The organism is Micromonospora cremea, from assembly GCF_900143515.1.
GTDB classification, from domain to species: domain Bacteria; phylum Actinomycetota; class Actinomycetes; order Mycobacteriales; family Micromonosporaceae; genus Micromonospora; species Micromonospora cremea.
Map to the genome: position 1 here is coordinate 2,222,605 of NZ_FSQT01000002.1, position 12,945 is coordinate 2,235,549.

General features: G+C 71.5%; 17 protein-coding genes. 9 read left to right on the forward strand and 8 right to left on the reverse strand.

Going from position 1 to position 12,945, the window contains the following annotated elements:
- The first annotated feature begins 304 nt into the window (after nt 1-304).
- The 3 genes from BUS84_RS23765 (at nt 305) to BUS84_RS23775 (ending at nt 1,972) form a co-directional block, all read left to right on the forward strand.
- Entirely contained in the window at nt 305-775 is a 471-nt protein-coding gene (locus tag BUS84_RS23765; RefSeq protein ID WP_074315715.1) for a hypothetical protein, read from the forward strand.
- Between the two features lie 191 nt (nt 776-966).
- Complete coding sequence (locus BUS84_RS23770; RefSeq protein ID WP_244298714.1) at nt 967-1,524, forward strand: DUF3592 domain-containing protein; 558 nt, start codon at nt 967-969, stop codon at nt 1,522-1,524.
- Nucleotides 1,525-1,606: 82 nt separating this feature from the next.
- Nucleotides 1,607-1,972: a VOC family protein gene (locus BUS84_RS23775; protein WP_084757571.1), complete on the forward strand. Its 366-nt coding sequence runs from the start codon at nt 1,607-1,609 to the stop codon at nt 1,970-1,972.
- A gap of 17 nt (nt 1,973-1,989) precedes the next feature.
- On the opposite strand, the gene BUS84_RS23780 is transcribed toward BUS84_RS23775, so the two are convergent.
- From BUS84_RS23780 to BUS84_RS23790, 3 genes are all read right to left on the reverse strand, one after another.
- Nucleotides 1,990-2,691: a dihydrofolate reductase family protein gene (locus tag BUS84_RS23780; protein WP_074315716.1), complete on the reverse strand. Its 702-nt coding sequence runs from the start codon at nt 2,689-2,691 to the stop codon at nt 1,990-1,992.
- A 119-nt stretch (nt 2,692-2,810) separates the two neighbouring features.
- Nucleotides 2,811-3,242, reverse strand: a complete 432-nt coding sequence (locus BUS84_RS23785) for a hypothetical protein (protein WP_084757572.1) — start codon at nt 3,240-3,242, stop codon at nt 2,811-2,813.
- A gap of 34 nt (nt 3,243-3,276) precedes the next feature.
- Complete coding sequence (locus tag BUS84_RS23790; protein WP_074315717.1) at nt 3,277-3,471, reverse strand: hypothetical protein; 195 nt, start codon at nt 3,469-3,471, stop codon at nt 3,277-3,279.
- Nucleotides 3,472-3,558: 87 nt separating this feature from the next.
- On the opposite strand from BUS84_RS23790, the gene BUS84_RS23795 reads away from it, so the two are divergent.
- Nucleotides 3,559-4,437 (forward strand): LLM class flavin-dependent oxidoreductase, encoded by an 879-nt coding sequence (locus BUS84_RS23795; RefSeq protein ID WP_074315719.1) that lies wholly within the window; start codon nt 3,559-3,561, stop codon nt 4,435-4,437.
- 66 nt (nt 4,438-4,503) lie between these two features.
- Here the strand turns inward: BUS84_RS23795 and BUS84_RS23800 are convergent, their stop codons facing one another.
- The 3 genes from BUS84_RS23800 to BUS84_RS23810 are packed head-to-tail and all read right to left on the reverse strand — an operon-like array spanning nt 4,504 to nt 6,662.
- Complete coding sequence (locus tag BUS84_RS23800; protein ID WP_074315721.1) at nt 4,504-4,935, reverse strand: ASCH domain-containing protein; 432 nt, start codon at nt 4,933-4,935, stop codon at nt 4,504-4,506.
- Between the two features lie 56 nt (nt 4,936-4,991).
- The gene (locus BUS84_RS23805; RefSeq protein WP_074315723.1) at nt 4,992-6,077 is read right to left on the reverse strand and encodes a questin oxidase family protein; all 1,086 of its coding nucleotides are present in this window, start codon (nt 6,075-6,077) and stop codon (nt 4,992-4,994) included.
- 33 nt (nt 6,078-6,110) lie between these two features.
- Nucleotides 6,111-6,662: a phosphoribosyltransferase family protein gene (locus BUS84_RS23810; protein WP_084757836.1), complete on the reverse strand. Its 552-nt coding sequence runs from the start codon at nt 6,660-6,662 to the stop codon at nt 6,111-6,113.
- 187 nt (nt 6,663-6,849) lie between these two features.
- Between BUS84_RS23810 and BUS84_RS23815 the strand changes: the two genes are divergently transcribed.
- The 4 genes from BUS84_RS23815 to BUS84_RS23830 all read left to right on the forward strand — a co-directional run bounded on the left by BUS84_RS23815 (nt 6,850) and on the right by BUS84_RS23830 (nt 11,180).
- Nucleotides 6,850-7,482 (forward strand): septal ring lytic transglycosylase RlpA family protein, encoded by a 633-nt coding sequence (locus BUS84_RS23815; RefSeq protein WP_208869725.1) that lies wholly within the window; start codon nt 6,850-6,852, stop codon nt 7,480-7,482.
- Between the two features lie 101 nt (nt 7,483-7,583).
- The gene (locus BUS84_RS23820) at nt 7,584-8,711 is read left to right on the forward strand and encodes a PP2C family protein-serine/threonine phosphatase (RefSeq protein ID WP_074315729.1); all 1,128 of its coding nucleotides are present in this window, start codon (nt 7,584-7,586) and stop codon (nt 8,709-8,711) included.
- A gap of 139 nt (nt 8,712-8,850) precedes the next feature.
- Nucleotides 8,851-10,707 carry an acyl-CoA dehydrogenase gene (locus BUS84_RS23825; RefSeq protein WP_074319058.1) on the forward strand — a complete coding sequence of 619 codons (1,857 nt, stop codon included), beginning with the start codon at nt 8,851-8,853 and terminating at the stop codon, nt 10,705-10,707.
- Nucleotides 10,708-10,910: 203 nt separating this feature from the next.
- On the forward strand, nt 10,911-11,180 hold the full coding sequence (locus tag BUS84_RS23830) for a DUF6458 family protein (protein WP_074315731.1): 270 nt from the start codon (nt 10,911-10,913) through the stop codon (nt 11,178-11,180).
- Nucleotides 11,181-11,221: 41 nt separating this feature from the next.
- Here BUS84_RS23830 and BUS84_RS23835 read toward each other — a convergent pair whose 3' ends face one another.
- Nucleotides 11,222-11,761, reverse strand: coding sequence for a SixA phosphatase family protein (locus tag BUS84_RS23835; RefSeq protein ID WP_074315733.1), 540 nt, complete (start codon nt 11,759-11,761; stop codon nt 11,222-11,224).
- A gap of 112 nt (nt 11,762-11,873) precedes the next feature.
- Between BUS84_RS23835 and BUS84_RS23840 the strand changes: the two genes are divergently transcribed.
- Nucleotides 11,874-12,161, forward strand: a complete 288-nt coding sequence (locus tag BUS84_RS23840) for a DUF6458 family protein (RefSeq protein ID WP_074315735.1) — start codon at nt 11,874-11,876, stop codon at nt 12,159-12,161.
- A 102-nt stretch (nt 12,162-12,263) separates the two neighbouring features.
- On the opposite strand, the gene trhA is transcribed toward BUS84_RS23840, so the two are convergent.
- Entirely contained in the window at nt 12,264-12,941 is a 678-nt protein-coding gene (trhA, locus tag BUS84_RS23845) for a PAQR family membrane homeostasis protein TrhA (RefSeq protein ID WP_074315737.1), read from the reverse strand.
- Nucleotides 12,942-12,945: the final 4 nt, after the last annotated feature.

Genomic DNA, 12,945 nt, shown 5'->3' on the forward strand with positions numbered 1-12,945 from the left:
GGTTCGATTCCCGTCACCCGCTCCACTACGAAGGCCCTGGCCAGGACGTGAGTCCCGGTCAGGGCCTTCGACGTTGCTGCAGCCAGCAGCGCCCGCGGGGCCATCCGCGGCCACCAGCCACGCCCCTTGGCAGAGGAAGCCGCCGCCGACCGGCGAAGTGATCTGCGACTAGCTCAAAGCCGGGCGATGGAGGCATCAGAAACCTTCGACACCGTTGCCGGTCGGCCGGCGCCGATCGGCCCGCGAAGGCCCTGGTCAGGACGCAGTCCTAGCTAAAGCCTTCGATGTTCTCAGGTCAAGGATCGTGCGGCGTGCGGTCGACCGGCCATCCTTCGCCGAACGGTCGGATGACGACGAGCGGCTTGCAGGCGACCATGATGTCGGGGTGACGACGGTGGAGGGCCGACCGGAGGACCCTGAGCCGGTAACCATCCGTGCCCGCACTCTCGCGTTGCGCCTCGGGCTGGCGATCCCCCTCGCGATCGTCAGCATTCCGTTCCTGTTGGTGTGGGCATTCAATCTGGTCTGGTGGTCACCTGCGCTCACCGGCCCGGGTCCCAACCCGTGCGATCCCGCCGTCGACGGGTGGGGAGCCTGCTGGCGTCCGGAGCAGCGGACCTTTTGGATCGTGGCCGCTGCGGTGGGCCTGCCGGGCGCGGTCTGCCTCGTGATCTCGCTGATCCGGCTTCGCCGAACCCGCCGCTGGTGGCCGTGGCCAATCGCGACAGCGGTGCTCCTCGTCTCCTGCCACCTGGCGCTGATGCAGATTCCCTGACTTCGGGGGCCGGGGTTCGAGCCCGTCGGACGCGCGTAGCTGGCCGGCTGTGCGTAGGAGTTTGCCCAGGCAGGAACGAATAGGGGCCGCAGGTCAAAGCCAGCCTTTGACTTCCACCGACAGTAGTTTTGATCTTGTAAGGCAGTGTGGCGACCTCGGCCAGGGTTGCGTGGGAGCGGCACGATGAGCCGGTGAGCCGCGTGGTCATGTTGCTGAGGCGCCCGGTCTGGGTGACCGTCGGCTGCGTGTTGCTGGTGGTGGCCGGCGGTGCGCTGCTCTGGCTGCCGATGCACACCCAGTCCGCGCTCGACGACTGGAAGACCGAACTGCGAGCCGGAGGCGTACCGGCGCGGGCGGTCGTCTACGACCGGGTGACGAAGCGCGGTGGCACCTCCACCACCATGTACCTCCGGTACGAGATGGCCGGCCGGACGTACGAGCAGGAGGTCGGCTGCTTCGAGGTGTGCCGGCCGGCCGGCGATGTGGTGCCGATCTGGGTGAACCGCGCCGATCCGAGCGACTTCGTCACCGACTTCGACGCGCTCAGTGGACACCGAGGCCGCATCCAGGGTGTCCTGGGCGCGGCCGGGTTCGTGATCCTGGTCGTGGCGGTGCCGCTGACACTCTCCCGCATCCCGTTCCGGAGATGGTTCCCCCGGCGTGCGACGCCACGGCGGTCCGACGCTCCGAGCAGGTACAGCGCCGGGTTCACCAGCCGTTCCAAGCACAAGCGGGTCGGTCGACAGTGAGCGGCACCGGGCATCCGGGATGTCACCGAGGTTGATGCCGCTGAGCCCCCTGCCGGCTACTGTCCGGTTCGGAGGTGGTCCCGTGTTCACCGAAGCGTTTCCGATCGTGACGACGCCCGACCTGCCCAGACTGATCGCGTTCTACCGGGATGTCGTCGGCTTCGAGCAGACCTACCGGTTCCCCGATGACGGCGACCCGGAGTTCGTCGCACTCCGGCTGGGAAACAGCGAGCTGGGCCTGGCCGCCGACCCGAAGGCCGGCGGGCCCTCCGTCTCGCACCGCTGGGAACTGTGCGTCTACGCCGACGACTGCGACTCGGCCGTGGACACGCTGCGGGCCGCTGGCGCGACCGTCACCGAGGAGCCGGTCGACCAGCCGTGGGGTGAGCGGTCCGCCCGGGTCGAAGACCCGGACGGCAACCGGCTGCTGGTGCTGTCACGCCTGTAGGTGCCGCCCACTGCCGCTCACTCGGTCACCGTCGGGCCGCCGCCGCTGCCCCGGTCGTCGAGCACAAGCGGGGCGCGACCGCGCACCTCGTACCGGATGTGGGTGACCTGCGGCGCGTGGATGACCCGGGTGGGCGTCAGCTCGATCGCCTCCTTCTCGCCGAGGTCGAGGTCCGCGTCGAACAGCCGGAGGCCGGTGCCGAGCACGACCGGTACGACGTGCAGATCCAACTGGTCGAGCAGGCCGGCCTTGAGCACCTGCCGCACGAGGCTGCCGCCCCCGGCCACGGCGACGTCCTTGCCACCGGCCGCGGCGCGCGCCTGCTCGACCGCGCTGGCCACGCCGTCGGTGACGTAGGTGAAGCTGGTGCCGCCGCCGCGCAGCAGGGGCTGGCGGGGGCGGTGGGTGACGACGAAGACCGGCGCGCGGAACGGCGGCTCCTCGCCCCAGGGGACCTCACCGCCGTCGGCCATCCGCCGCCCCATCACGTACGCGCCGGCCGAGCCGAACGACTCGGCGACCACGTCGGAGTTGGTGTCCTGCTCACCGCCGGCGAAGCCCTGTCGCTCGCGCCACGCCATCGCGTCGGTCACCCAGCGGGTGACCCGGAAGAATCCGGCGCTCTCGGCCGAGTCCATCCAGTCGCCTTCGCCGGCGAACTGCGGACCGGCGTAGAACCCGTCCATCGACACCGACAACTGTGCGGTCACCTTCGTCATCTCGCGCCATTCCTCTCCTCGGGCGACACCCGGCCCGGGTGCCCGCTCACCGATGGGTCGGAGCCGATCGGACACTTCCTACCGGGCAGTGATGTGACGTGGGCCACAATTCGATCGGGTCAGCGCGCGGGAAGGCTCGCAGATGGCCGGTCGGATTGGCGGTCATCCGTTGGCAGGTGCCACATCCCGGCGTGCTCCGGGCCGCGCAGCCAGCGCATGCGGGGCACCTCCTCGGGGCGGGGCTTCCAGTCGCGGTAGGGCAGCAGGGCCAGCCGCCAGGCGATCACCGCGAAGATGTAGATGCCCGGGCCGACCAGCCACAGCAGGGCATCGCGTCGGCGGTAGGAGGCGCGCGGCGCCAGCCTGGCGGTCACCACTACGGGCACCGCGATCGCGCTGAGATCGGCCAGCGGCCCGCGGCCGAACCGTGCCTCGACCAGCTCGCGAATGACCAGGGACGGCACGATCACCGCGATCACGATCGCCGCCGCGAAGAGCGTGCGCGGCCGGCGGCCCAGGGGTGCGCGGGCAGCGGCTGGTTCGACGAGCATGAGCGGAGGGTACGGGCTGCCAGCAACGGCGGAACTACGACGTACGGTCGGTGATCGCCGCCTCGATCCGCAAACCGATGCCGGTCAGGATGAGGATGGCGGCAAGGATGTGCGGTTTGAGCCCGGTGTAGCCGGACGACATGGTGAGCAGTGAGGTCATGAAACCGGCGACCAGCGACACGGTGCCGAAGGCGCGGACCGTGTCGACCCGCCGCGACCTGAGGTCCACAGCGGAACGGTAGCGAAGACCCGGCGTTCGTGGTGTCCCCGCCAACCGTGCCCGTCACGAGGGGTCGGCACGGCTAGGCTGGCGATCATGCGGATTGGCATCGTGATCCTGCCGGATCAGCGCTGGGCGGAGTCGCAGCGTCGCTGGCGGCAGGCCGACGAGTGGGGCTTCGACCACGCCTGGACGTACGACCACCTGGGTTGGCGGGACCTGGTGGACGGCCCGTGGTTCGACTCGATGACCACGCTGACCGCCGCCGCCACGGTCACCTCCCGGATCCGGCTGGGCACCCTGGTGGCGTCGCCGAACTTCCGGCACCCGGCCGCGTTCGCCCGACAGATCACCACGGTGGACGACGTCTCGGGCGGCCGGCTGCTGCTCGGTCTGGGCGCGGGCGGTATCGGCTTCGACTCGGCGGTGCTGGGCGGCGAGACGCTGCCGCCGCGTCAGCGGGTCGACCGGTTCGCCGAGTTCACCGAGCTGCTGGACCTGATCCTGCGGGAGGACGGCACCACCTGGCGCGGTGACTGGTTCGCCGCGGTGGACGCTCGCAACAATCCGGGCTGCGTGCAGCAGCCGCGGGTGCCGTTCGTGGTGGCCGCCAACGGGCCGCGGTCGATGCGGCTGGTGGCCCGGTTCGGCCAGGGTTGGGTGACCACCGGCACCGACGCCGACGACGTGGAGGGCTGGTGGGGCACTGTTTCGGCGCTGTCCGCGCGGCTGGACCGGACGCTGGACGAGGCCGGCCGTGATCCGGCCACCCTGGACCGCTATCTCTCGCTGGACGCGGCGCCGGTCTTCTCGCTCAGCAGCGCGCAGTTCTTCGCCGATCAGGTGGGCCGGGCCGCGGACCTCGGCTTCACCGACGTGGTGACGCACTGGCCGCGGGCGAGCAGCTGGTACGCCGGCGACGAGGCCGTCCTGGCGGACGTGGCGACCCGGCTGCTGCCGGAGCTGCGCGGCTGAGCCGGCAGGGCCAGCGGCGGGGACACAGCGTCAGCGGCTGAGACACTGCCGCCGGCGACAACCGGGTCAGGTGCCGAGGTCACCGCTGGTCACGCCAGCCTCGCCGCCGGAGACCAGCCGTAGGCGGAGGCACACGATCGGGGTGTCGTCGTCGACCGGGGTGCCGAGCCGTGCCCAGTAGGCCGAGTGTCCGGCCCGCCACTCCTCGATCGAGCGGTCACCCTCGCCCTCGGCGCGGGCGAAGTCCCAGGGCACGTCGGCGAAACGGACCACCTCGACGCCGGTGATCTCCACGACGCCGGCCAGCGCATCGTCGTCGTCGATCAGCGCCAGCCGTTCGCCGACCCGCTCCAGCTCCTCGCCCTCCTCCGCGTACTCGGCGAGCCGACCGGCCGTGGCGGTCTTCACGCCCGCCAGCACGAGGGTGTTCAGGGTCGCCCGCAGCTCGCCCGGGGTGCCGAGGGCGAGGGTGCGCAGTTCACCGATCCGAGGCCACATCCTGCCGAGGCTAGGCCAGCGTGGCCCGTACCGCCGCCGCAATATGCCTGCCCCGGTCAGATCAGCTGACCGGCGTAGCCGGCGGCGGTGAGCAGCCGCTCGTCGCCGGTGGCCGCGTGCGCGTCGAGCACCGCGTCGGCCAGCTTGACCACGTGCTCGTCGCCGTGGCGGGCTGCCCGGGCGAAGACCTCCGCCGGGGTCGCGGCCGGCACGGTCGGCGGCGCCATCCCGCCGGTCGGGGCGTACACCGAGGTCACGGCCGCCGTCGCGGCCCAGGCCGCGGCGAAGCTCGGCGCCCAGAGCGCCTTATCGAGTGCCGGCAGGGTACGCAGCACCGCGGTCGGCGCGGTGACCGCGTGCACCAGCATGACCGGTGCGGCGTGCCCGAAGCGCAGGTAGTCCAGGCCGGCCCGGTGCACCAGCGTGGCGAGCCCCCGCTCTGCCTCGTCCGGGGTCCGCGCGGGGCGCAGCATCGCGAGGGCCGGCTCCCATCGCGGTACGCCCGGCAGTCGGCCCAGCCGGGCAAGGATGCCTCCGGACTGGTCGTCGATCCGGGGCAGACCGGCCAGCGCGGTGGCCACGTCCACCCCATCGGCGTCGGGCTGGCCGGCTTCGGCGGCGAGGGACTGGCCCGAAACCCCCGCGACGCGGGTCGGATCGAGCAGTCGGTCTGCCCCGGGGACCTGCTGCCAGCGGGCGGCCCAGTAGCCGAGGGCCTGGCCCAACTCGGCGAGCCGCTGCGGGTTCGCGCCGGCCGGGTCGAGCGCGCGCACGGCGTGCCCGACCCGGATCACGCCGTGGGTGGCGCCGGCGGCGATGCCCGGCAGCAGCCGGGGCCACCAGGTGCCGAGCACCTCCCGCCACGGGTGTTCGCGCAGCTCCCGGTCGAAGTACGCCAACCAGTCACCGGCCCGCTTCGCATCGCCCAGCGCCGCCCGCCAGTCGTCGATCGGGCGCAGCCCACGGGGCAGCTCGTCGAGGCGACCGAGGTAGTCGTCGAGCCAGCGGTGCACCCGCTGCTGGTGCCCGTGACGGGCCAGCGCCTCGACGGCCATCGGCCCGTGGTTGGCCAGCCAGCCCTGGTATTCGGGCCCGGTGCGGTGCAGCCGCTCGTACGCCTCGTCGAGGATCCCGTCGCTCATGCGTCGATCGTCGGAGGTGAAGCGAGGTTCAGGTCAAGCCGGCAGATCCGCGCCACTGATCAGGCCGGTGATCCGGAGCCCGGTCGCGACGTCGGGCGGGCAGTCGACGGCCACGACGGAGCTGCCCAGCACCTCTGCGCCGCGCGCGGCGCAGATGTCGTAGAGGGCGTGGATCTGCGCTCCGGTGCGTACCCAGTCGTCCACCACCAGGACCCGGTCGCCGGGGCCGAGGTGCCGGTCCCGCACGGCCAGGTCGACCTGCCGGCCCCGGTAGTCCGGCGGGCTCTGCGCCCAGGTGAGCGGCCCGGCCGGCAGCCGCCCGTCGCCGGGCTTGTGCGCGGCCACGAAGCCGACTCCGAGGGCGGTGGCGGCCAGTGGCCCGAGCAGCAGCCCGGTGACCGCGGGGGCGAGCACCACGGTCGGCCGGGCGGACCGGTACGGCGCCACCAGGGCCGGCCCCAGCTCGGCCAGCACCGCCGGATCCCGCCACCAGCCGGAGATGTCGCTGACCAGGTGGGTGGTGCCCGGCCCGGGGTCGATCCACCGGAACAGGGCGGTGAGGCGTTCGGTCAGCTCAGCGGGCACCGGTCCATCCTGCGGCACGCGCCACCGGCGTACGGGTACCCGGGCCGGCCGGCCCATCCCGGCTCGGATGATCGGCTACACGTACCAGCGCATATGCGGGCATACCGCGATGATCACGTTGACGTCGGAAGTGCTTCTCTCGTTACGGTCCGACCCGGTTTGTTCAGTCGACGAAAGGACCGGGCCGGTGGCAGGTAGGCACTCCCGTACCCGCATCTTCTCCTCCCCGGCGGGCATCGCGGCCGCCGCGGCGGCCGCCGTCGCCCTCGCCGTCGGGGGCACCGTCGGCGCCGTGCAGCTGACCTCGGGATCCGCGCAGCCGGAGCAGGCCACCATCGAGTTCGCCCCGACCATCGCCGCCAGCAGCCCCGCCGCCAGCTCCCCGGCCGCCTCCCCGAGTGCCAGCCCCTCGCCGAGCGTGACGGCCAGCCCGTCGGCCAGCCGGTCGCCGCAGGCCGCCTCGCGGAACAAGACCCGCACCGCCGCGCCGAAGCCGAGCCCGACCGCGAAGAAGAAGGCGCCGGCGGCGAAGGTGCTGGAGAGCGGCTCGTGTGGCGCCTCCTTCTACTCCGACGGGCAGCTCACCGCCAACGGCGAGTCGTTCAACCCGAACGAGCTGACCGCGGCGCACAAGACCCTGCCGTTCAACACCAAGGTCCGGGTGACCAACCCGGCCAGTGGCAAGTCGGTCGTGGTACGGATCAACGACCGTGGCCCGTTCATCGACGGCCGCTGCCTGGACCTCTCCCGCGCCGCGTTCGCCACCATCGCCTCGGTCGACGTGGGCGCGCTCACCGTCAGGTACGAGGTGCTCGGCTGAGCGGAGCGGGCGATGCCGTTCCGGCCAAACACCCGCGCCAGCCGGACAGAACCTCCTCGGACGACGGGCCAGGTTCATTCACCCGCTCACGTGGATCAGGCATGCTGTCCCTCGTACCCACGAGACTCCTCCAGTCGGGCCGTCGCCCGCTGAGCCCCGGATCCCGCGCCGGCCTCGGCGCGGCCCTCGTTCTGCTCGCGATCGTCTCGGCGGTGGAGCTGGCGGACGGTCGCCCCGCGCACTACGTCGCGCTGCTGGTGGCCGCCCCGATCCTGGCCGCCGCTCTGGCGGCGTGGCAGGTGGTGCTGGCGGTGGGCGCCGCGGCGACCCTGATCGGGGCCGGCTTCGCCCTGGTCGAGCCGGAGATGTCGCTGGTCACCTCGGTCAACGTGGTCGGGGTCGCGCTCGCCACCGGGCTCGCGGTGGCGGTGGCGTCGGTGCGGCAGCGGCAGGCGGTGAAGATCGCCGAGTTGACCAAGCTCGCTTCGGTGGCTCAGCAGGCGGTGCTGCGTTCGCTCGGTCCACAGGTCGGCACGCTGTCGGTGGCCGGCCGCTACATCTCCTCCACCGCGACGGCCGAGATCGGTGGGGACCTGTACGAGGCGATCGACACGCCCTACGGGGTTCGCATGATCATCGGTGACGTGCGTGGCAAGGGCCTGGACGCGGTGCGGCTGGCCAGCATCGTCCTCGGCTCGTACCGACACGTGGCGTACGAGCGGGCCGACCTGCGCGCCGTGGTGGCCGACCTGGACCGCGCGGTGGCCCGCAACGTCGGTGACGAGGACTTCGTGACCGCGGCACTGGTGGAGGAGCGTGGCGGCACGCTCACCATCGTCAACTGCGGGCATCCGCCGCCGCTGCTGCTGCGCCGGGGTGCGGTGATCCCGCTGGAGCCGCCCGCGCCGGCGCCTCCGCTCGGGTTCATGCCGGTGGTCCGTCCCCGGGTGGAACGCCTGGAGCCCGGCGACCGGCTGCTGCTGTTCACCGACGGTCTCGGTGAGGCCCGGCGGGACGGCGAGTTCTTCCCCACCGCGGACCGGGCCTGGCGACTGCTCGGGCACGGCACGGTCGCCGACGGGCTGGCCTCGCTGGAGACGGCCCTGGTCGAGTGGGTGCACGGCCGGCTCGACGACGACATCGCCCTGGTCCTGATGGAGTACGCCGGCGCGCGGACCGGCGCGGCGGCGGCCGTGCCGAGCTGGGAGGTCGGCGCCGCCGAGAGCTGACCGGTCGGCCGGAGGCGGGTGCGGCACGAAGGTGTGTAATGCCTGTCACTTACGTGATCGGCTTGTCGGTGGCTACCCGCGAGTAATAGAGTCGGGGTTACTGATCGGTAACACCTGTCCGGAAGCGGGGCCAGTGAGCATGACCCACTACAAGAGCAACCTCCGGGACCTCGAGTTCAACCTGTTCGAGGTCTTCGGGGCTGACCGGGCGTTCGGCCAGGAGCCGTACTCGGATCTCGACACCGACACCGCTCGGAGCTTCCTCGCCGAGGTCGACCGCCTCGCCCGCGAGGATCTGGCCGCCAGCTACACGGACAGTGATCGCAATCCGCCGGTCTTCGACCCGGCCACGCACACCGCGCCGCTGCCGGAGTCGTTCAAGAAGTCCTACCAGGCGTTCATGGACTCCGAGTTCTGGCGGCTGGACCTGCCGCCCGAGCTGGGCGGCACCAACGCGCCGCGTGCACTCTGGTGGGCCCTCGCCGAGCTGGTGCTCGGGTCGAACGCCCCGGTCTGGATGTACGCCTCCGGTCCGTCCTTCGCGCACGTGCTGCACGTCGAGGGCACCGAGCGGCAGAAGAAGTGGGCCAAGCTCTTCATCGACAAGCAGTGGGGCTCCACGATGGTGCTCACCGAGCCGGACGCCGGCTCGGACGTGGGCGCCGGCCGCACCCGGGCCATCCAGCAGCCGGACGGCTCGTGGCACATCGAGGGCGTCAAGCGCTTCATCACCTCGGGCGAGCACGACCTGAGCGACAACATCGTCCACTACGTGCTGGCCCGCCCGGTGGGCGTCGAGGGTGTCGGTGGCCCGGGCACCAAGGGTCTCTCCCTCTTCGTCGTGCCGAAGTACCACTTCGACGAGGAGACCGGCGAGCTGGGCGAGCGCAACGGCGTCTACGCCACGAACGTCGAGCACAAGATGGGCCTGAAGGTCTCCAACACCTGCGAGGTGACCTTCGGCGAGCACGGTGTGCCGGCCAGGGGTTGGCTGCTGGGTGACAAGCACGACGGCATCCGCCAGATGTTCATGATCATCGAGTACGCCCGGATGATGGTCGGCACCAAGGCGATCGCCACCCTCTCCACCGGCTACCTCAACGCCCTGGAGTACGCGAAGAACCGGGTGCAGGGCGCCGACCTGATCCAGCAGGCCGACAAGACCGCGCCGCGCGTCACCATCACCCACCACCCGGACGTGCGCCGCTCGCTGCTGCTGCAGAAGTCGTACGCGGAGGGCCTGCGCGCCCTGGTTCTCTACACCGCGACCTGGCAGGACAAGGTCGCCATCGCCGAGGCGGCCGGCGACGAGAAGGCCACCAAGCTGGCCAAGCGGGTCAACGATCTGCTGCTGCCGCTGGTCAAGGGCGTCGGTTCGGAGCGGGCGTACGAGCTGCTCGGGCACGAGGCGCTGCAGACCTTCGGTGGCTCCGGGTTCCTCCAGGACTACCCGCTGGAGCAGTACGTCCGGGACGCCAAGATCGACACCCTGTACGAGGGCACCACCGCCATCCAGAGCCTGGACCTGATCTTCCGCAAGATCGTTCGGGACAACGGCAAGGCGCTGATGGCGGTCGCCGGCGAGATCCAGGAGTTCATCTCCTCCGAGGCGGGCAACGGCCAGCTCAAGGAGGAGCGGCAGGCGCTCGGCAAGGCGCTCGCCGAGATCCAGAACATGCTCGGCGTGCTGACCGGCTGGCTGGGCGAGGCGCAGGGCGGCGACACCCGCGCCCTCTACAAGGTCGGGCTCAGCAGCCGGCGATTCCTGCTGGCCATCGGCGACCTGGTGGTCGGGTGGCTGCTCCAGAAGCAGGCCGACGTGGCGCTGACGGCGCTGGCCGGTGAGCTCTCCGCCACCGACAAGGCGTTCTACACCGGCAAGGTGGCCGCTGCCCGCTTCTTCGCCCGCGAGGTGCTGCCGCGCATCGGCGCGGACCGGCGCATCATCGAGGGCGCTGACCTCGACATCATGGACCTCCCGGAGGAGGCCTTCTGAGCGTGCCGCGGCACGCCTGAAGGTTTCGAGCGCCATCCGACACCGACGGCCGGCGGGGCAACTGCCCCGCCGGCCGTCGCGCTGACCGCGCCACCCCTGCTATTCGGCGGTGCGACCCCGGTAGGCCGGCGGCGGGGCGGGTAACCGTCGCGTGGTCACGACAGGGAACGCCCAGAGCCACCGCACGGGGGAGTGCAGCGCACATGGGTGTAGGAAGCGGCATCTTTCTCATCGCGATCGGCGCCATCCTGACCTTCGCGATACGAGCCAACGTCTGGTGGATTGACCTGCGCGCGGTCGGCTGGGTGTTCATCCTGGCCGGGCTGGCCGTGCTGCTGACCACGCTCTGGTTCTGGCAGGACCGGCGTAAGCGGGCCCGAACCCTCATTGTCGAGGAGAACCGGCTCTCGCACCCGACGGCGATGATGCCGCCGCCGCCCGACCCGCCGCCGCCGACCGCACCACCCTCCTGAGCCGCGTACGCCCGGGCCACCCGTCGACATCGGCGGGTGGCTCAGCCGCGTGCGGTGTGTCGTGCGGTGATCGGCGCCCGAGCCGGGGCCAGGTCCGTCCAGTTGAGCGTGCCGCGATGCACTGCCAGTTCGGTGGTCCGCAACCCCTCCGCGTTCGCCCCCTCCGGATCGAGAAGCGCGGAGAGTAGCGATATGCCCGGATTGTGGGCGATCAGCAATGCCGTCCGTGCTGCGGCGTCGATGGTGCGGACCAACGCCAACAACTCCTCGGGATGGGCGTCGTACGCGCCGGGCTCGTAGCGGACGGTCGGGCGGGGACCGGCCGGGCCGCCCTCCGGCGGCGAACCGGTCAGCCCCATCGCCACCCCGTGCCAGGTCTGCCGGGTGCGTAGCGCCGTCGAGCAGATCACCACGTCGGGCAGCAGCGCTTGGTGGGCCAACCAGGCACCGGCCGCCGCCGCGTCGGCGTGCCCCCGCGCACAGAGCGGCCGGTGGGCGTCGTCCGTCCCCTCGCCGCCCTGCTCGGCTTTCGCGTGCCGGAGCAGCACCAGATTCCGTGTCTCGGGATGGGCGTCCGTCATGCCACCAGCTTGCCCGATTGGCGATCTCCGTGCCGGGGTAAGTCGATGTGTGCCGCACCCCTACCGACGGCCGCGGCGGGACGTACGCCAGGTTAGAGCCGAGGAGCGAGACATGGGCATTGGTGGCAGCATCTTCCTGATCGCGTTGGGCGCGATCTTCGCATTCGCCGTGGAGGCCGACCTGGGTTGGCTGGACCTGGCCGTGGTTGGCTGGGTGCTGATGCTGGCCGGCGTCGCTGGCCTGCTCGTCACCATCTACTTCTGGAACAGCCGACGCCGCACGGTGGTCGCCGCGCCGGTCCGGGAGGACCGCGTGGTGACCGACCGCGTCGTGCCGGTCCAGGACGATCGAGTCATGCGGGAGTACCGCGAGGTGCGCCGACCGGGCCGGCCGGTCTGACCGCCGCTCGCGCACTCCGGGGTCCCGCAGCGTCGCTGGGCCCCGGCTCGCGTCTGCCCGCTCGTGGCTCGCCCGCCCCCGGCTCGTGTCCTGCCGGTCGGGTCAGGCGAACAGTGCGAAGTAGATCGCGATGTGGTGGCAGAGCGCGGCCAGCAGCGTGCAGGCGTGGAAGAACTCGTGGTGGCCGAAGACGGTCGGCCACGGGTTGGGTCGGCGCAACGCGTAGAACACCGCGCCGACGCTGTAGATCGCGCCACCGACCATCAGCAGCACCAGTGCCGCGACGCCGCCACCGTGCAGGATCTCCGGCAGCATGGCCACCGACACCCAGCCGAGCGCCAGGTAGAGCGGCGCGGAAACCCAGCGTGGGGCGTGCGGCCAGACCACCTTGAGTGCCACGCCGGCCAGCGCTCCACCCCAGACCAGGGCCAGCATCACGGTGGCCGGTCGCGGCGCGAGCAGCAGCGCGCAGAACGGTGTGTACGTGCCGGCGATGAACACGAAGATCATCGAGTGGTCCATCCGGCGCATCACCTGGTAGCCGCGCTCCGACCACACGCGACGGTGGTACAGCGCGCTGGTGCCGAAGAGCACACACACGGTCAGGCTGTAGATGACGCAGCTCACCAGGGGTGCCCAGCCCGGCCGGGTGGCGGCGATCGAGCACAGCACGATGCCGCAGACCAGGGCGACGAAGAAGGCGTACGTGTGCAGCCAGCCGCGCATCCGGGGCTTACCGATGTCGACCGGCTTCAGTCGAAGCGGGGCGGAGGTGGTCACGACA